An 18,728-nucleotide genomic window follows, 5' to 3' on the forward strand; every position below is an offset into this window, starting at 1 on the left:
AGAAAATGGCCCTGCCGGCGCAACGCCAGCAGGGCCGTTACTGCTTGTTCGTGTTACTTCACCGTCAGTGCGACGGAGGTCTGCTGTGTCACTGTGCCCGATGTTGCAGCGATCGTGACGGTGGATGTGCCGGCGGGTGTGACGGGCGCGGGGGTGGTGCTGGTGGAAGTGGTGTTACCGCTACCGCCGCAACCAACGAAGACTACGGATGAGCCGACGAGGACCATTGCCAGTCCTGTGGCCCGCAACGCTACGACATACCGCGAACGCTTGCCAAAGCCGAACAGCGACGCGAAGGGCAGCAGAAGGGCAACGGCGATGCCAGCCAAAGTATGCGACTTACGGAATGGCTGCAGCGCTGCTGTCTTGGTGTTCGTCGTGATGCTCACCGTGACGGTGCTGGGGGCAGTGGACGAGACGCTGACCTGTGAAGGCGAGAAGCTGCAGGTTGTGTTGCTCGGAAGGCCCGCGCAGGTGAGTGAGACATTTCCGGAGAAACTGTTGACGGGGATCAGGCTTAGTTGCACCTGCGCGCTGGAACCCGCAGTAACGGTCGCCGAAGGTAAAGCAGCGCTGAAACCGAAGGTCGGTGTCGCGCCCGCCGTTGCTCCGTTTGTAATGCCAGCCAGGAGGCCGTGCTGCTCTTTATCGAGGCCTGCGGTGAAATAAACGGTGCTGGTATCACCTCCACCGACTGCGGTGGTCCCGGTTACGGCCGTGCCGCCGGTCAGCAGCTCCCACAGGCTGGCGTATTGCAGCGGCTTGCCTGCCGCGTCTACAAGCTGACCGATGTATGCGAATGTTTTCGGATCGAAGGCGTTAATGATGCCATCGCCGAAGTTACCAATCAGCAGATCGTTGGAGAAGATTCCGAAGTTGGCGGGAGCATACGCAATGCCCCAGGGTGCGTTGAGGTTGCCGCCAGTGGCGACACGACTGACGAAGTTGCCGCTGGTGTCGAAGACGCTGACGACGCCGTTACCAGGGCCGTTGACGGTGAGGTACGGCGCGGCTGCGGTGCGGACCGCGTAGTTGACGAAGACCTGGGAGCCGAGCACATGGACGGCGAAGGGTGCATAGCCTGCAGGGAGCGTGGGATCGACAAAACCTCCTGCCAGCTTTGTGGGCGCGAAGTTACTGTCATACACCTCGATCGCGTTGCCGGTTCCGAAGTTAGCGGCCAGGATATAGCTCTTACTGGTGACCCCGGCGGTCGCGATGTTCAGGATGGCAAGCCCGGGATAGGAAGCGCCTGCAGCACTGTTATTGATGGCGATGGTTGAGATTGCATTGGCGGTACCCAGCTTTGAGTTCCAGCCAGAGATCGTGCCATCCAGCGTGGAGAAGAGGAAGCTTGCCTTGGTCGCGTTTGAAAGCAGCATGCCGACTGCGCCACCGGTCGTAACAGAGCCTGCAGGCAAGCCAGGCGCGGTGTTGGGTGCAGCGGCCGTCGGAACGATCACCTTGAAGGAGACAGTACCCGCAGGGGGCACGACGTAGTTGTAGCCGGTGTTTGCCGTGCTGATCCAGAAGTTGCCGCTTGCGCTGATCGCCCAGGGATTCTTGAAGTTGGGATCGGTATTCGCTGCTGCAACGGAACCATCCGAGAGCAGGTTTGTCACTTTATAGGATTGAGCACAAGAGGGGACTGCTGCGGCAAGAACAACGACGGTGTGCAGGACAGCCTTACGCAAAATCTGCATGGAAAACCACCTTCTCTCTCGCCGGATGGGCGATGAGAAAAGGGTAGGCATGCGGGCCAGGAAAGATGTCGCAACCTTGTCACTTGGCCGTCATTTCACGGTCAACCATTCGGAGCGGCGTCTATTTCAGCGCTGCGCGGATCGCGAACTGCGTGAAGGCCTCAACGGCTTCCTGGTCTGAGGCATGCATCTCCTTCAGCTTGTACACATATTTGCCAATCGCGTAGCTTCTGGCCATGCCGAAGATGATGTGAAACATGGCAGCCGGATCCATCGGCTGCAGGAATCCCTCTTTCTGACGGCGCCGCAGATAGGTGATCACCTGTGTCTGCAGCGCTTTGGGAAGGTGACACGCCCGGTCGGCCTCCTGGTGGTAGCCCTCCAGGATGGCGAAGAGAACCAATCTCTGCATCACGGGATAGGAACGGTACGCCTCTATGACGAACGAGATGAGAGCGCGGATCAACTCTGCGTCTGCATTGCCGGCCATGAACCCGCGAATGTTGTCGTACCAGTCTGGTCGCCGCGAGTTCTCAACGTAGTCGTCGATCACCGCTCGATACAGGGTCTCTTTCGTTTCGAAGTGCCGGAAGATGAGCGACTCCGTCACGCCGGCTGCGGCCGCGATCTGCTTCGTCGTGGTGCCATGGAAGCCTCGCTCCGAGAACAGTGTGCGGGCGGCTTCGATCAGACTTGCGCGACGTTCGGTTTGCTTCATAACGAGTGTCTTCCCATGAAAGCATAAGACGGAGGGTAGAAGCGATCGTTGACGTGCGCTGCGGCCGGATGTAAGTGATCACTCACTCTTTTTCGCTCCCGTCACTCGCCGGTAACGCTCCATTGATTTTTGCCAGCTAGTTTCGCCTCATGCGAAAACTTCTGCTTCCCCTTGTCTGCCTCATGGCGTCTCCTGCCCTGAGTCGTGCGCAATTCGACTCGGGTGCCGTGCTCGGCACCGTAACGGATGATCGGAGTGCCACCGTTGCAGGCGCTCGCGTCACGCTGGAGGACGTAAGCCGGGGCACAACATCGGCAGTCACTTCCGCGGCCGACGGCACATTCCAGTTTCCGTCCACGCCCATCGGGCGCTATCGCCTCCGGATCGAACATGCCGGCTTCTCCAATCAGATGACGCAGGCCTTCCAGCTCACGATCGGATCGCGTCAGCGAATCGACTTCCAGCTTCATGTGGAGCAGGTGCAGTCCACCGTCAACGTTGAGGCGACCGTCCCTCTGGTGCAGGTGGACAGTTCCGATCGCGGTCAGACGATTGAGGCGACGCAGATCCGCGAGCTTCCGCTGAACGGCCGCTACTACTCGGACCTGGTGCTGCTCGGGACCGGCGTCATGCGGTCGCCCAGTTCCTACGGCGCCAGCAGTTCTTTTCGTGAGGGTTCGTTCAATGTGAATGGCCTGCGCAGCACGACGAACAACTTCGTGCTGGATGGACTCGACAACAACTACTTCGGTACCTCCAATCAGGGCTTTGCGAACGAAGTGGTGCAGCCTCCACCGGATGCCATCGCAGAGTTTCGGCTGATCTCCAACAATCAGCCTGCCGAGTATGGACGCAGCGGCGGAGCGACTATCGTAGCCAGCCTGCGCAGCGGTACCAATCAGTTCCACGGCAATGTGTGGGAGTTCATCCGCAATACCGCGCTCAACGCAAATGGCTACTTCAAGGCCGCAGCAGGGAAGCCGCGGCTGAACCGCAACCAGTTCGGCTTCACGCTGGGCGGCCCCATCTGGCGTGACAAGACCTTCTTCTTCACCGACTACGAGGGCTACCGCGAGGTCGCTTCAACCGTGCAGTCTGCGGTGCTGCCGACGCTGAACCAGCGCCTTGGAAACTTCGGCGCATCGGTGCCGGTTCGCAATCCGTACACGGGCGTACTCTACGCGAACGGTCAGATCCCAAGTAGCGACATTATCCGCTTTGCCAGCACGGTGCTGGCGGCCTTGCCCGCTCCTACAGCGGCTGGAAACGGTGCGAACTACACGACGCTGTACCGCATCACGGACTCACGCAACAAGGGCGATATCCGCCTGGACCATTACTTCTCAAGCAAGGTCCGCGTCTTCGGCCGCTATGACCAGAGCGCGTTCAATGTCTTCGATCCCGGCCTGATCACGGGACTCGCGGGCGGCGGCGGCAACGGCTACCAGATCGTGCCGATCAAGGCTATGGCAGGTGGTGTGACCTGGGCGATTAATGAGCGCACGCTGCTCGATGCAGGCTTTGGTTACTCCACGTCGGACGCAGGCAAGCGACCGCCGCTGGCCGGTGGTCCCAGCATGCTGGAGCTCTTCGGCATTCCCGGCTTGCCGACGGACCCGGCGTATACCGGCGGCATCTCGTCTGAGACGCTTCTTGGCTTTTCGGCACTCGGGCGCCAGGCGACGAGCCCGCAGTTCCAGCACCCGAAGCTCTTCGATCCGAAGGTTAACCTCACGCGCATCGCCGGCGCTCACACTCTCAAGGCCGGCTTTGAGTATCAGTGGCTGGGTGTACGTACGCTCGATGTGAATCCGATCCTCGGTCGTGATGTGTACACGGGCCTCTTCTCGGCGCCTGCCGTGGGCACGGCTCTGCCCGGCGGAGGCACGGTGACTGCGGCTCAGATCACTGCCAACCAGTCCCTCTATAGCCTTGCCGACTTCCTCTACGGCGCCCGCAACCAGTACCAGTTGGTGAACCCCGGCTACGTGAACCATCGTCAGCAGGCGAACTTCATCTACGCGCAGGACGACTGGCGCGTAAACAAGTCGCTTACATTGAATCTCGGTCTTCGTTATGAGTTGACAACGCCCTTTTACGAGCGCGATAACTTACTGTCGAACTACAACCCATCGACCAACAGCATCGTGCTGGCGAAGTCGGGCTCCATGGCGGATCGTGCGCTCGTGAATACGGACACCAACAATCTCGCGCCCCGCGTAGGCGCAGCCTGGAGCGTCACGCCGAAGACGGTCGTTCACGGCGGTTTTGGCATGAGTTACAACAACACCAACCGAACCGGCACCAGCTATCTCGCCTACAACGGTCCGCGCTTTGTGCTCGCCACCATCACGCAATCCAGTCCCACGGCATCTACCTTCCGCACGACGCAGCAGGGCTTTCCCGCAGACTTTACCTCGTCCGCCAAGTTTGACCCGCGTTCGAGCACCGTGCAGTACATCCCAAAAGACACGCCATCCGGCCGTGTTCAGAGCTACTACTTCTCCGTGCAGCAACAGCTGCCCGGCGGCTGGCTCTTCGACATTGCCTATGTCGGCAACAGCGCCAAGAACCTCATCATCATCAACGACATCAACCAGGCTCGCCCGAATGCATTAGGAGAGAACACCAACGTTGAGCTGCGTCGTCCCAACCTCACCTTCAGCTCGATTGCGGCGACGCTGCCTTACGGCACGTCCAACTACAACGGCCTGCAGGTACGCACCGAGCGCCGCTCGAGTGGCGGCGGTCTGTACTTCCTGAACAGCTTCACGTGGTCCAAGACGATCGATATCGGATCGCAGGCGTTCGACAGCAATAACGGCAATAGCACCGGCGTGCAGGACATCAACAATGTCAATGCCGACCGGGGCATCTCCAATTACGATCGACCGATCAACAACGTTACCAGTGTCGTGTACGCGCTGCCCTTCGGTCGTGGTCGCCACTTCCTCGGGAATGCGTCACGCCTGACCGACACCTTGTTGGGCGGTTGGAATCTCAATACGATTCTGAACATGCGCTCGGGTGAGCCGTTCACGCTCTCCTACACGCCCAATGCACAGCAACAGGTTGTGCCTGTGCTGTCAGTCCTGGGACGTAATACCTACCGTCCAAACGTAAGTGGAGCCATCGGCCTGCCCAACGGAACACGCACTCCGGCACGTTATCTGAACAGTGCAAATGTCAGCGTTCCTACTTACTACTCGCCGTTCGGTAACGCATCCCGCAACAGCGTTCGTGGCTATGCGTTTTATCAGGACGATATCGGCATCTCGAAGAACTTTCCGGTCGTCGAGCGCGTCAACGTTCTGTTCCGCGCCGAAGCCTTCAACCTTTTCAACCACTCGAACTTCACCGCTCCCGATGGCAACATCTCGAACGCGACGTTCGGTGTCATCACCTCCACGTACCCGCCACGCCAGATGCAGTTCGCTCTGAAGGTGCAATTTTGATGAGACGTTTCCTTTCACTCACACTCATGCTCGCCGCTGTCCCCTTCCTGGGGACAGCGAGCGTTGCCCAGGCATCGCGCGCTAACGTTACCAACTCCGATGTGCTGCCGATCATCTTCGTCCATGGCAACGGCGACGACGCCGCAAAGTGGCTCGGTCCGATCTGGCTCTTCGAGTCGAACGGCTACCCGGCGAACAAGCTCTACTCCGTCCGATTCGCGCTGCCACTTGCGCGAGGGGACGATTCGAAAGACGAAGCCTTTCGCTCGTCGACCGTAGACTCCGCAGCGGAACTAAGTTCCTTTGTGACCCGTGTATTGCTGGAGACGAAGAGTCAGAAGGTCGTACTCGTCGGCAGCAGCCGCGGTGGCCTGACCATCCGCAACTACATCGTGAACGGTGGTGGCCGTGCGAATGTTGCCGCAGCCATACTCGCCGGCACGCCCAACCACGGCGTCATGGCAGTCGACGGCAGTCAGAACGAGTTCAACGGCAAGGGCCCCTTCCTGCAGGCGCTCAATCATGCCAGCAGCGACGGTTCAGAGGTCGTCCCGGGCATTCGCTTCCTGACACTGCGCAGCGACAAGCTCGACAAGTATGCGCAGCCGCAGTCCGCTGCGGGCGGCGTCGGTTATGAAGGCCCGACCCTCCAGGGCGCGGAGAATACCGTTCTGCCCAACCTCGACCACCGAGAACTCGCGTTTCAGCCAACTGCGTTCGCAGCTATGTACACCTTCGTCACAGGGCACAAGCCAGCCAAACTCACGGTCACGCCGGAGACAAATCCCACAGTCTCTGGTGTGATCACCGGCTTCGCAGGACCCGCTCCAACCAACCTGCCACTGGCAGGCGTGAAGCTGCGCATCTACCCCATCGACGCCGCAAATCCGCAGTCGACGACAACACCGCTGTACGAAACCACAACGAAGGAAGACGGTAAGTGGGGTCCAATCCAGATCTCATCGCAGCAGCAGTATGAGTTCGACATGGAGTACCAGGGGCGACACGTCCGTTACTTCAAGTCTCCTTTGCGCCGCTCGTCTTCGCTGATCAACCTTCGCTTCCTGCCGGTGCCTACAAGCCTCGGAGCTGCTCAAGCTGGAGCAGAGGCAAAAGGCCCCGAACTCTTCGTGGAGCGGCCGCAGGGCTACTTCTCACGCGATCGTGATCCGGTCCTGATCGAAGGGAAGCTTGCCGTGGAAGAACCCGCTGGCCTGCCCACCCGCGATGCCTTCCTGGTCAATCTGCCCGCGGCCAAACCCGTGCGGGTCTCGCTCCGTGACGAAGCCATCACTGCGATACCTTCCACAGACCTGTCGCACGATCTTCCGGTCGTGGACTTCCTCTGGTAGCAGGCTCTGCTGCTGTATGGCCGACGGACGACACCATCGGCCATTCAGCGGCACGGCATCTTCCAGACGTTGGCCACTGCTATCCTGTTTCCGCTCGGCAGAGGGGAAACAGGATGAACGCCGCCAGGATCGTAGGAATTGCTTTGTTCGCTCTGGCCGGTAGCCATTGCTTCGCCCAGGCAGGCAGCGCGCCGCATGCTCCGCTTCAGGTCCCGGCGAAATCCCTGCCCGTTCCCACCGACGTAAGTGTAGGCATGCAGGAGATCATCGCTGCGCCACTCCGCCCCGGCTGGAACGACCTTTGGAAGACCGGGGAAGAGTGGCGGAAAGCCGCCAATATCGCGGCCGCCAAGACCATCGAAACGCTACCGGCGATGCGCGAACGCCTCCACGTCACGGTAAAGCCTTCAGTCGTCGATGGTGTGCGAGTGTTCGTCGTCACCCCCGATGTCATTTCGCCTGAGCACCGCGACAAGCTGCTTCTCCACGTGCATGGCGGTTGCTATGAACTCTCGCCCGGAGAAGCGGGCACACCAGAGGCCATCATGATGGCAGGCCTGGGACACTTCAAGGTCATCTCGGTGGACTATCGCATGCCGCCGGAAGCTTATTTCCCGGGCGCGCTTGACGATGCGATGACCGTCTACAAGTCGGTGTTGAAGACATCCGAGCCAAAGAACGTGGCCGTCTTTGGTACCTCGGCCGGCGGTGCACTTGTCCTGGAGATGATGCTGCGAGCCAAACAGTTGGGATTGAAGATGCCCGCAGCGATCGCGCCGGGAACGCCCATGTCTGACGTAACGAAAACCGGCGACAGCTTCTACACCAACGAGATGGTCGACAACGTCCTGGTCTCACGTGACGGATTCTGCGACGCCGCGACGAAGGTCTACGCGCACGGCCACGATCTGAAAGACCCGCTGCTCTCCCCGGTCTACGGCGATATGCACGGCTTCCCACCCGCCATCCTGACGACCGGTACGCGAGATCTGTTGTTGAGCAACACCGTCCGAGTCCACCGCAAGCTGCGACAGGCTGGCGTTGAAGCGCAACTCGAAGTCTACGAAGGTCAGTCGCACGCGCAGTACTCTCGTGACGACCGCTTGCCTGAGACACGTGAGGCCTTCGGCGAGATCACTGCGTTCTTCGACAAGCATCTCGGCCAATAATGAGACTTCTGGTGCGGACCTCAAGCGCACCAGGATCGTCTCGTTGACCCAGGTCTTTACCCCATGGTAGCGTCAACGGATGGCGTTTCTCGTGTCCCATTGTTGTTGTTGCAACCAGCCCCTCTCGGGTGAGCTGCGACACAACATGGCTGTCTGAACGCGTCCTTCAAAGCTCATCTGCATCCTCCGTCGGTCACACGCAGCTTCGTGAACTGCCCGGCTCCTCGCCTGGAGTCGTCCTTCACGATCAGCTCTGGAGAATTGCATGCCACTTGCAGCAGAGGCAGTATCCGTAAGCGATCCTATCCATACATCGACACCAGTAGATATTCCATCCAACGCGGCATTGAGAACGCCCGAGGAACTCGCACAGATCGCCCTGGAATTCGCGGCCACAGACGGCTGGTTGCACCGCGTGCAATTAAGCAACGACCACCGTTGGTATGAACGTCTGCACCACGGCGCTGACTACGACCTGTGGGCGATCAGCTGGATGCCCGGTCAGTCCACCGGCTTCCACGACCATGGAGAATCTGCAGGAGCCTTCGTCGTCGTGACGGGTGTTCTTGAGGAGCATCGTCCCGGCGAAGAACCGCAATCGATCTCCCCAGGCCAATCACGCACGTTTGGCTCTGACTTCGCTCACGATGTCCGAAACGTCTCGCTTGGTCCCGCCGTCAGCATCCACGCATACTCGCCGCCACTGAGCGAGATGAACGAGTACGAACTGGATGGGAGCCAACTTGTTCTGCGCACCCATCCGTCCGAACGGTCGAAGAGTCTTAGCGATGCGCAGGCAGAGCCCAGCGCTCCGGCCACTGCAATCACGAATGCTTCGAGCATCGACCAAGTGCTCACCAGGGCGCGCGCGCGTCTCCGGCGCTTGTCCCCGGCTGAAGCGTTCGAGTCGGCCGTTGCGAAAGGCGCGCTCCTCGTTGATATCCGTCCCGCAGCGCAGCGCGCTGTCGAAGGAAACATTCCGGGCACATTAGTGATCGAGCGAAACGTACTCGAGTGGCGATTGGATCCGTCGTCCAGCGCACGTCTGCCGGTCGCCAACGATCACGACGTGCAGGTGATTGTCTTCTGCTCCGAGGGGTATACCTCCAGCCTGGCAGCCGCGGCGCTGCAGGACCTCGGCCTGTGGCGTGCCACGGATGTAGTCGGTGGCTTCAAAGCGTGGCGCTCCGCAGGCCTTCCGACCACACCCGAGTAGGACAGTATGCCGTCGGCGGTGAAGGCTCTTACTGAATCACCGCCAGCGGTTGCTGTGCATCCACCTGCGGATCTACGTTCCCCTCGACATTGTGCTTGCCCGTATCCGGCAGAAAACCGGTCAGCAGACCGAGCGCTGGCAGGAACGAGCAGACCTTGTAGACGAAGTCGATGCTGGTGTGATCGGCAAGGTTCCCAAGCAAGGCCGCGCCAAGTCCGCCAAGACCGAACGCCAGGCCGAAGAACAGGCCCGACACCATGCCTACGCGCCCGGGCAGCAACTCCTGCGCGTAGACCAGGATGGCAGAGAACGCCGACGCGATCACAAGTCCGATCACAACGCTGAGGCCGATCGTCACCGGCAACGCGACATACGGCAACAGCAGGGTCAACGGAAGTACGCCGAGGATCGAAACCCAGATGACCTTCTTCCGGCCGATGCGATCCCCAACCGGGCCGCCCACAACGGTGCCAACAGCCACCGCTCCTAGAAACACAAAGAGGCAGAGCTGCGCGTTACGCTGTGTCGCATGGAAGTGCTGCATCAGGTAGAACACGTAGTAACTCGTGATGCTCGCAAGATAGAAATACTTCGACAGTGTCAGCAGGATCAGCACGCCGATAGCTCCACCTACCTGCTTGCGGCTGAGCGATGACTTGGTCGAGACAGCATGCTTCTTCGGTGCATTGGCATTCTGGCGCTTGTACCAAGTGCCCAGGGCACTCAGCAACACAATCCCAAGCAGCGCAGCCAGTGAGAACCAAGCCAGGCTCCGCTGTCCGTGCGGCAGGACGACAAAGGCAACGAAGAGCGGTCCCAGTGATGCGCCGAAGTTGCCGCCCACCTGAAAGATGGATTGCGCCATGCCATGCGCGCCGCCAGACGCCATACGCGCCAAGCGCGATGATTCCGGATGAAAGATCGAAGATCCGATGCCAAGCATCGCCCCGCCCAGCAGCAGAAAGCCAAAGCTTGGTGCGAAGGCCAGCGCCAGCAGGCCACACATTGAGATCGACATACCAAAGGCAAGCGAGTACGGCATCGGCCTGCGATCGGTGTAAAGACCTACCAGCGGCTGCAGAAGCGAAGCAGTGATCTGGAAGACCAGCGTGAGAATGCCGATCTGTCCAAACGACAGATGAAAGTTCCCCTTGAACATCGGATACGACGCGATGAAGAGAGACTGCAACATGTCGTTCAGCATGTGACCAAGGCTCGCGCCGCCGAGAACGGGATAGATTGCGGAAGTCTTAGTGCGTGGGGGAGTTGCTGCGAGCATCGTTCCTGCTTTCCTTGCCGTAAATGGCCTCATCTCGGACGATACAATCTCCCTGTGCGGCCCACTACCTCTGCCGGGACAAAAAACGATGCGAATGGGCCACCGCTTCAGTTTCAACATCGACAAATACTTCGCGGACAAGGATCGCCCGATCCTTGCGCTTGGCGGCACCTACCCGGCCGCCCATCATGTTCGGCCCCACACTCACCCGCGAGGCCAGCTCTTCTGCCCGCTCTCCGGTGTGGTCACGGCAACCACCGCACACGGCACATGGGCGGTACCGGCGATGCGTGGACTTTGGATTCCCGCAGGCGTGCAGCATGAATTAAGAATGCAGGGCGTCGTCGAGATGCACAGCCTGTACTTCGAACCCAGCGCGGTCGTTGACCTGCCCAGCCGATGCCAGGTCGTCGGGATCTCTCCGCTAATGCGCAATCTCATCGATGAGGCCGTCGCGTTGCCGGTACTCTACGAACGCGAAGGCCGCTCCGGCGCGCTCATGCAGCTCATCGGCTACGAAGTAAAGACGCTTCGCGAACTGCCCCTGTCCCTTCCGCTCCCGATTGACAAGGCATTGGCCGATCTCTGCCGCCGGTTCCTACGGCGTCCCAGTGCCGTGCAGGAGATTGATGACTGGTCGAGCCAGTTACACCTCAGCCGCCGCACCTTCACACGGCTCTTCCGCCGCGAGACCGGTCTCAGCTTTGTGGCATGGCGGCAGCAGGCCTGCATCCTGGCGGCTCTGCCAAAACTGGCAGCCGGAGCATCAGTGACCCGAACAGCTCTGGAACTCGGCTATCAGAACCCCGCGGCGTTCACGACACTGTTCAAACGAGTGCTTGGCAGCGCGCCGCGAGAATACCTGCTGACAGGTGGCAAGGAACTCCGCGGGCAAAACCACGAAGCCGCGGCGCAGTAAAGCCGGTCTATCGCACCGGCTTCGAGAGTTTGTAGAGCAACTCAAGGTACCCAAAGTTCGAATCGCCTTGAACCGGGTAGATGGTATGCACGACTGTCTTCCCGAAGACATGCGCGAAATATCCGGTCAGCGTCGCCTGTCGTGTGACGGCGTAATCCAAGCTGATGTCGTACAGGGAAGCGAAGCTGCCGTGACCATTGCCGGGCCGTGCCACGTAACCGAACACCTTGTTGTCAAACGCGCCGCCACCCTGGTACCAGAAGTCGGTCGGCGCTGTCAGTTGCAGGAAGTGCAGATCCGTGCGGATGTCGAGCCGCGGACTTGGCTTGTCTATCAGTTGGATGAACTCGTCTTTGCTGTTCATCATGTTGAAGAAGGGATCGCGCGCATAGTTACGCGGCGTCGGCAGCACCTGGAAGAACGTGTTGTGAACGCCATCCGTGTTGTTGTTATCGCCCGTCGTGCGCAGAAAGCCACCGCGTAGCCAGGGCTTGGTCGGAAGAGTATCGGCACGGATCCCGCCTTCAATCGCAATCGCACCTGCGCGATGATCCAGCAATCCCCACGAGCCCGTCTGTCCCGCAACCCAGATCAGCAGATCAGCGGTCTGCTTGCCGACGGGAACCGCTGCCAACATATCGCCACCAAAGGTACCGATGCGAATGTTCTTATGGTCGAGAGCGCGTGCCGCGGCGCTGCGATTGTCCGTCTTGGTCAGGCCGGTCCGGCCATCGTGGTAGCCGATGCCAAACGCCCGAAACTGCACGCGCTGCTTCGATGCATAGCGCGTGTAGGCCAGGTACTGCAGGTCCACATTCAGTTCTTCATTCGCACTCATCTTGAACACGCCCTGATCGGCGCGGCCACCCATCGCGGTCAGGTCCCAGTTGGCGCCCCCCACTTTGATGTCAACGCCATCGAAGGACCTTTGCGAGTTACTGAAGCCAAAGTTGCCAACCAGCCGCTGTGCCATGCGATTCGTCTGGAGCCAGGCCAGCGAAGCATTCTTTGGCGTCGTCTCCGCTCCCTCAAGGAACTCAAAGCGGCCCACCCGAACCAGCCCCGTGTCGTGGCGAAAGTGGTAGCGCACGAAGCCGGTCTTGAAGGACACGGCTGCAGGGTAGTTATTGTTCGCGTTCGAGGCATAGTACGTACCGCCCAGCCCCAGTTGCCCCTGTGCAGCAACCGGCGAGACTGCGTCCGTCGGCAGTGAGAGCTCAGAGCTGTTGCTCATCTCCAACTGCCAGTCGATGCGCTTGATGCGTTGCGCGATGGCGACCCGGAGCAGGGAATCACCGTGACCATACTGTTCCGCATTGGGCAGCGCGCTGAACCACTGCGTCGCATTGGCGCGCTCACGCAGCATGACCGAGATCACGGGTTTGCCGCTGGGTGCGTTTGCCGGCAGCAGCGGCGTCTGGGGACGTGTGTCTGTCGTTGGGGTTGCGGGAACTGCGGGCTTTGCCTGCTGAGCGTTTGCCGCGCTGGCCGTCGCTGCCAGAAAGAAAAGCGATGCAGAAAGAGACTTCATCCATGACCTCGCGGAGTTGAAACAGTGTCGTCTCTGACCGCAGCAATGTGCAATCAAATGACGCAAGGAAGTGCTGACACGCGAAAGGGCCGCCTTCCCAATTTGGGCGACCCTTTCCTGCGTGCGTGCTGTCGGGATGCAGTGTGGTCAGGACTGCGTGACGAGACCCTCGGCGCTGATCACCGGCTCCGAGTACGTAGGCTCGGCTACCGTGAGAGCGCGACCGCCCTTGCCAACCCACGTCCGTGTCCACTCACGCGAAACCGTCAGCAGTACAACCAGCACGATCAACGCAAAGACCGCATACACTCCGAAGCCTGCAGCGTAGGATCCGGTGTGTTGCTTGGACTGGCCGAGCAGGTTCGGAAGGATCGAACCGCCCAGCGCACCGATCTCGCCAATCATGCCACCGGCAATCGCGGTCGTCACCGGCCAGCGTAACGGCACCATCTGGAAGGTGGCGCCATTGCCCGCACCAAGCGCCGCAAAGCACAGCATGAAGAGGGCGGTGGTGACGCCGAGCGACGGTGATGTCGTCAGACCGAAGATTCCAGCGATCGCGAAGAGGAAGACGACGGAGAGCGTCGTGATGCCGCCAACCTTATCCGCAAACCAGCCGCCAGCCACACGCGTCAGCGAACCCGTCAGCGTCGCCAGCATAGTCAGCGTACCGGCCTGCGTCTTCGCAATGTGAAATTGCGAGACAAACAGTGACGGCAGAAAAGTAGCCAGGCCGATGAAGCCACCGAACGTGATGATGTACACCAAATTGAAGTACCAACCGTCGGCCTCCACCAGGCACTTCAGGTGCTGGCGCAACGTCTGATGCTCGGTATCGGGTGGCTCTTTCGCGAAGAGAATCATCACGAACAGCGGCAGCAACATGCACAACGCAGCGATGCCATAGACGTGTTGCCAGCCGTAAGCCTTCGCCAGGCGCGGCGCGAAGAAGGCGGCCAGCGCCGTGCCACTGTTGCCCGCACCGGCAATGCCCATCGCCAGTCCCTTGTACTCCTTCGGAAACCAGCCGGAGCCAAGCGAAAGCGCAACGCCAAAGCTGGCACCTGCAACGCCCAGCAGCACACCCATCGCCAGCACGTTGTTGAACGTGTGCACATAGAAGAAACCGAAGAGCAGCGCGAAGATGATGGCACTCATCTCCACAATCGCCGCACTCTTGCGCCCGATGTACTGGCTCAGCACACCAAGCGGAAAGCGCATCAGCGCACCGGCAAGCGTCGGGATGGAGACCATCAGGCCCACCTCGGCAGGTGACAGGTGGAACTGCTCCGTGATGAATGGTCCCATCGCACCGTTCAGTACCCACACGGCAAACGAGAAATCAAAGTAAAGAAACGACGCGAACAACGTGGCGGGATGCCCCGACTTCAGAAAGGCGCTTTTGCTTGCCATGACGAGTACTCCTGAGAACGAGATGGATGTTTTCAAAATGAATTGCGAAACAGGCACTGCGTCAGGAGGCGGACGTCGTGGTGCGCCTTCTAAAAAAATGCCGCGGCGGACGTGGTCGCGGCAGGTTTGATACGGGTGTTGCGATGGCGGGTTAGGCGTATCTGCAGCGCTCCACACGCACAGCACACTGTTTAAAGTTGGGTTCGCGACTGATCGGATCAAACGCGCCCAGCGTCACCTGGTTGCTGTTTTGCTCCGCAAAGTGAAAGGGCATAAAGACCTGCCCCGGCGCGACGATGCCCGTGATCCGCAGCTCCACGTTCGTTACGGAACTGCGCCGAGAGACGATGTTGACGCGATCGTGCTGACGAAACTGCAGACGCTCCGCATCCACTGGATTCATCTCAAGCCAAGCATTCGGCATCATGTTGTTGAGGATTGGGACCGCGCCGGTCTTCGTCCGTGTGTGCCAATGCTCGACGGTGCGGCCCGTATTCAGAATCAGCCCAAAATCCGAATCGGGCTGCTCTGTAAATGGAAGGCAGGGAACGCAATGAAAAAGCGCGCGGCCGTTCTCACGCGGAAAGATGCCGTCCTCGTACAGGCGTTCGCCGCCCCACTGCATCCCACCGTTCTCTTCAATCTGCTGCCACGTGAAGGATGAGTAGTCGCACATCCGCCCCGCAGAAACCCTCTGCCACTCAAGCCACGCATCGTGCGTCGTCGACCATCCGGGATACAGAACATCCTTCACGCCAAGCTTCTCGGCCAGCGTCAGGAAGATGTCGAAGTCGCTGCGCGCCTCACCCGGCGGCGTGGCAAACGCATTCACCTTGCTGATGCGTCGCTCGCTGTTCGTATACGTCCCTTCCTTCTCTCCCCAGATCGCCGCCGGTAACACCAGGTCGGCATAGTCCGCCGTGGGCGTAGGAAAGAAACCATCCTGCACCACCACAAACTCCGCAGTCGTCAACGCCTGCTGCAGCAGCTTGAAGTTTGGAAAGCTCACAACAGGATTCGTCGCAATGAACCAGAGCGCCGTCACACGTTTCGCAACAGCGGCTTCGATGATGTCTGGATAGGCAAGACCACGCGCAGTCGGCAGTCGATGCGCAGGAATTTCCCAGATAGCCGCCAACTCCTCGCGATCGTGCTCAGAGTCGAACTTGCGATATCCCGGCAGGCTCGATGCAAAGCCGCTCTCGCGCGTGCCCATCGCATTGCACTGGCCCGTGATCGAGAACGGCGACGCGCCCGCCCGCCCGATGTTGCCGGTCAGCATCGCAAGATTGTTGATCGCCGCCACCGTCACAGATCCCTGCGTCGAGTGGTTTACACCCATCGTCCAACCAATGAAGGCTGCCTTCGCATTGCCGTAAAGATGCGCGACACGCTCGATGGTCTCAACGCTAAGTCCCGTCACATCACTTACATGCTGCAGTGTGAAGTCAGCAGCGAACGATACGAAGTCGTCGAAGCCCTCTGTATGTGCGTCCACATAGTCGCGATCGATCATGCCGTCGCGTAGAAGAATGTGCGCAATGCCATTCAGCAGCGCGATGTCCGACCGCGGCTTCACCGGCAGGTGGATATCCGCAAGCATCGCCGTCTTGGTCACCCGCGGATCGGCAACGATCAGCACCTGCTCCGGATTGGATCGCAAGCGGTTGCAAAGAATCGGATGATTGTCCGCAATGTTCGAACCTACCAGCAGGACAACATCCGCCGTCTCCAGGTCGGCATACGCACCCGGCGGCCCATCACTGCCAAAGCTAAGCTTGTAGCCCGAGACAGCGCTTGCCATGCACAGCGTCGTGTTGCCGTCGTAGTTGCGCGACTGAAAGCCTAGCTGCACCAGCTTGCCCAGCGTGTAGAACTCCTCGGTAAGCAATTGCCCTGTGCCAATGACGCCCAGCGTGTCGGTTCCATGCGCTTCCTGCAACGCGCCGATGCGCGAGACCATGACATCCAGCGCCTCCTCCCATGAGACAGGCACCAGTGGTGTCCCTCGTCCACCACGGCGAAGCATCGGTGTAGTCGCGCGCCCAGGAGCACGCAACACCTGGTGTTCGCTCAGTCCCTTCGGACACAGCTTCCCGCGGTTCACAGGATGGTCTGGATTGCCGCGTGCTGCCACCGGCTCTCCATCACGCGTGCCAATCAGCATCCCGCAGCCCACAGAGCAGTAACCGCAGGTGGTGCGCGTCCACGTGTCGGCAACGCGTGACTCTGAGATGTAACCGAAGCGCGGGTCTTCCGCGTAAGCGTACTTCTGCTGATTCGTATCGATACCAAGTAGCCGCTTCAACCGAGTCACGACGCCGAACTCAGCATTCTTTGACGTGCCTGTCTGTGCGGTTAGATTCATGCGGCAGCTCCCGCGTGTGCAGCCTGTTTGCCGCCCACGAACGTCAGCCCCATGTTCAGAGGAACGACGGAGACAAAGAAGAGATAGCGTCCCATGGCGACGGCCGTGATCGAAGTCAACAGCGCCGCAAAGGGAAGTGGTGCGGCAAAGAACAGCGGCGTCACAACCGCTGCAGCCACCGCAAGCGCCACCTTCCACCACAGAGCTTCACCGCGCAGCAGGTTGTAAGAAGCGCGTGATTCAAAATTCGCGGAGCCTCGCAGCCGCAGAACACGCGCGATCAAGTTCACAACCCACAGAGCAGCAACCACCACGACGAACAGCGGATGCGCCGACAGGGCAGCATGTTGCAGATGCACGCCGAAGCGTCCCAATGCATCCCCCAACAGATCCGCGGGCTGCTGCAGGAATGCAGGCAAAACGCTACCGATCAACGCAGAGGACAGCAGAAAGTCCAACGGCGTGTGAACCACATTCCACGCAGGCCTCGCTTTCACCAGGTAAATGAAGGCACTCGCGAGTGTCCCCATCAAGCCGAAGACGACGCCCGCAACAGCCGCGCTCTGCACGACAGGCCCAGCCCACACCACGCCCAACGCGGATGCCCACGAAGCCGCAGCAGATACAACGATGGAGAGCATGAACAGGCTGAAGCAAAGCACCTCGCGACTAAGCCAGGACCGCCGCCACATCTTCATCGCGCGCCACGCATACGCAGGTCGTCCCAGGTGAAAGACGGACACATTCAGCGCGAACGCGGTCAACAACACAAGCAGCGTTACGTGGATCGCATCCAGTCCATGCGCCACCACCAGCGCCGTCAGTGTGCCGAAGGTCGCCTGCATCGCCGTCGTCATCACGACCAGCGAAGGGTGCGCATGCTCCAGCGCCACATGACCGTTGTCCACACGCTCCAGCCACGCAACATTGTTTTCAGGCAGCGTAATGCGCGTCGTCGAGATCGTAGTGCCCGCGGGCGGCATACCAGGCGATTCCGCCGCAGCATAGTTCTCGCTCCACTCCAGCTTGTTCACGATCTCAATCTGGATCGCGTTCTCAGGACATGCATTCACGCAGGCAGGTTCGCGGCCCTCAAGCAGCCGTCCACGACACATGTCGCACTTGCCCACCACGCCGCGCTCCGGGTTGAACTGCGGCACAGAGTAAGGACAATTCCACACACAGTACTGGCAGCCAATGCATGCATCGGCGGAGTGCAGCACAATGCCCGTCAGTGGATCCTTCGTATACGCATCCACAGGGCAGCCCTTGACGCAATCGGCACTCACGCAGTGGTTGCAGCCCATCGAAAGATAGGTGCGCTGCGTCTCCGGCCACACACCGCCCTCAAGCTCACCCACGCGACGCCACTTGATATCCGCGGGATTCCCGTTCTGCTCGTTGCACGCAACCTCGCATGACCTGCAGCCGATGCACTTCGTCATATCGAAGTGAAAGCGATACTGCTCGCCCTCCTCCAGCGGCCGCGATGGGATCAGTGCATCCACTAGCGCACGGGACGCGCCGCCTTCCAGCAGCGTCATCCGCACCAGGTCGGTGCTGTCGGTCTCCATTGCGCGTTCGTGCAGCGGTAATGCCATCGGG

At 60.1% G+C, this 18,728-nt stretch carries 12 protein-coding genes; 5 read left to right on the forward strand and 7 right to left on the reverse strand.

All coding sequences use genetic code 11. The annotated features are described in order from the left end of the window. Positions 1 to 53: 53 nt before the first annotated feature. Both TERRO_RS05890 and TERRO_RS05895 read right to left on the reverse strand, forming a co-directional pair. Positions 54 to 1,703, reverse strand: a complete 1,650-nt coding sequence (locus TERRO_RS05890; RefSeq protein WP_014785080.1) for a TIGR03118 family protein — start codon at positions 1,701 to 1,703, stop codon at positions 54 to 56. A gap of 121 nt (positions 1,704 to 1,824) precedes the next feature. Then, the gene (locus tag TERRO_RS05895; protein ID WP_014785081.1) at positions 1,825 to 2,421 is read right to left on the reverse strand and encodes a TetR/AcrR family transcriptional regulator; all 597 of its coding nucleotides are present in this window, start codon (positions 2,419 to 2,421) and stop codon (positions 1,825 to 1,827) included. Between the two features lie 182 nt (positions 2,422 to 2,603). On the opposite strand from TERRO_RS05895, the gene TERRO_RS05900 reads away from it, so the two are divergent. From TERRO_RS05900 to TERRO_RS05915, 4 genes are all read left to right on the forward strand, one after another. Beyond that, entirely contained in the window at positions 2,604 to 5,876 is a 3,273-nt protein-coding gene (locus TERRO_RS05900; RefSeq protein WP_052313286.1) for a TonB-dependent receptor, read from the forward strand. Beyond that, positions 5,876 to 7,228 (forward strand): lipase, encoded by a 1,353-nt coding sequence (locus tag TERRO_RS05905; RefSeq protein ID WP_014785083.1) that lies wholly within the window; start codon positions 5,876 to 5,878, stop codon positions 7,226 to 7,228. The genes TERRO_RS05900 and TERRO_RS05905 overlap by 1 nt, the downstream gene beginning before the upstream one ends. 113 nt (positions 7,229 to 7,341) lie before the next feature. Then, entirely contained in the window at positions 7,342 to 8,397 is a 1,056-nt protein-coding gene (locus TERRO_RS05910; RefSeq protein ID WP_014785084.1) for an alpha/beta hydrolase, read from the forward strand. A 265-nt stretch (positions 8,398 to 8,662) separates the two neighbouring features. Next, positions 8,663 to 9,613, forward strand: coding sequence for a rhodanese-like domain-containing protein (locus TERRO_RS05915; protein WP_014785085.1), 951 nt, complete (start codon positions 8,663 to 8,665; stop codon positions 9,611 to 9,613). Between the two features lie 28 nt (positions 9,614 to 9,641). Here TERRO_RS05915 and TERRO_RS05920 read toward each other — a convergent pair whose 3' ends face one another. Further along, positions 9,642 to 10,892, reverse strand: a complete 1,251-nt coding sequence (locus TERRO_RS05920; RefSeq protein WP_014785086.1) for an MFS transporter — start codon at positions 10,890 to 10,892, stop codon at positions 9,642 to 9,644. An 88-nt stretch (positions 10,893 to 10,980) separates the two neighbouring features. On the opposite strand from TERRO_RS05920, the gene TERRO_RS05925 reads away from it, so the two are divergent. Continuing rightward, positions 10,981 to 11,811, forward strand: a complete 831-nt coding sequence (locus tag TERRO_RS05925) for an AraC family transcriptional regulator (protein ID WP_014785087.1) — start codon at positions 10,981 to 10,983, stop codon at positions 11,809 to 11,811. Between the two features lie 7 nt (positions 11,812 to 11,818). Here TERRO_RS05925 and TERRO_RS05930 read toward each other — a convergent pair whose 3' ends face one another. From TERRO_RS05930 to TERRO_RS05945, 4 genes are all read right to left on the reverse strand, one after another. After that, positions 11,819 to 13,342, reverse strand: a complete 1,524-nt coding sequence (locus TERRO_RS05930) for an alginate export family protein (RefSeq protein WP_014785088.1) — start codon at positions 13,340 to 13,342, stop codon at positions 11,819 to 11,821. A 147-nt stretch (positions 13,343 to 13,489) separates the two neighbouring features. Next, positions 13,490 to 14,755: a nitrate/nitrite transporter gene (locus TERRO_RS05935; RefSeq protein ID WP_014785089.1), complete on the reverse strand. Its 1,266-nt coding sequence runs from the start codon at positions 14,753 to 14,755 to the stop codon at positions 13,490 to 13,492. 151 nt (positions 14,756 to 14,906) lie between these two features. Next, positions 14,907 to 17,123 (reverse strand): molybdopterin oxidoreductase family protein, encoded by a 2,217-nt coding sequence (locus tag TERRO_RS05940; protein WP_014785090.1) that lies wholly within the window; start codon positions 17,121 to 17,123, stop codon positions 14,907 to 14,909. Further along, positions 17,120 to 18,724: a DmsC/YnfH family molybdoenzyme membrane anchor subunit gene (locus TERRO_RS05945; protein WP_014785091.1), complete on the reverse strand. Its 1,605-nt coding sequence runs from the start codon at positions 18,722 to 18,724 to the stop codon at positions 17,120 to 17,122. The genes TERRO_RS05940 and TERRO_RS05945 overlap by 4 nt, the downstream gene beginning before the upstream one ends. Positions 18,725 to 18,728: the final 4 nt, after the last annotated feature.

Origin of the sequence: Terriglobus roseus DSM 18391 (genome assembly GCF_000265425.1) — a bacterium.
Taxonomy (GTDB): domain Bacteria; phylum Acidobacteriota; class Terriglobia; order Terriglobales; family Acidobacteriaceae; genus Terriglobus; species Terriglobus roseus.

Bases quoted from the DNA above. Each gene is read 5' to 3' on its own strand.
- TERRO_RS05920 (WP_014785086.1), bottom strand. From the start codon at position 10,892: ATGCTCGCAGCAACTCCCCCACGCACTAAGACTTCCGCAATCTATCCC.
- TERRO_RS05890 (WP_014785080.1), bottom strand. From the start codon at position 1,703: ATGCAGATTTTGCGTAAGGCTGTCCTGCACACCGTCGTTGTTCTTGCC.
- TERRO_RS05895 (WP_014785081.1), bottom strand. From the start codon at position 2,421: ATGAAGCAAACCGAACGTCGCGCAAGTCTGATCGAAGCCGCCCGCACA.
- TERRO_RS05910 (WP_014785084.1), top strand. From the start codon at position 7,342: ATGAACGCCGCCAGGATCGTAGGAATTGCTTTGTTCGCTCTGGCCGGT.
- TERRO_RS05940 (WP_014785090.1), bottom strand. From the start codon at position 17,123: ATGAATCTAACCGCACAGACAGGCACGTCAAAGAATGCTGAGTTCGGC.
- TERRO_RS05915 (WP_014785085.1), top strand. From the start codon at position 8,663: ATGCCACTTGCAGCAGAGGCAGTATCCGTAAGCGATCCTATCCATACA.
- TERRO_RS05930 (WP_014785088.1), bottom strand. From the start codon at position 13,342: ATGAAGTCTCTTTCTGCATCGCTTTTCTTTCTGGCAGCGACGGCCAGC.
- TERRO_RS05905 (WP_014785083.1), top strand. From the start codon at position 5,876: ATGAGACGTTTCCTTTCACTCACACTCATGCTCGCCGCTGTCCCCTTC.
- TERRO_RS05900 (WP_052313286.1), top strand. From the start codon at position 2,604: ATGGCGTCTCCTGCCCTGAGTCGTGCGCAATTCGACTCGGGTGCCGTG.
- TERRO_RS05935 (WP_014785089.1), bottom strand. From the start codon at position 14,755: ATGGCAAGCAAAAGCGCCTTTCTGAAGTCGGGGCATCCCGCCACGTTG.
- TERRO_RS05925 (WP_014785087.1), top strand. From the start codon at position 10,981: ATGCGAATGGGCCACCGCTTCAGTTTCAACATCGACAAATACTTCGCG.
- TERRO_RS05945 (WP_014785091.1), bottom strand. From the start codon at position 18,724: ATGGCATTACCGCTGCACGAACGCGCAATGGAGACCGACAGCACCGAC.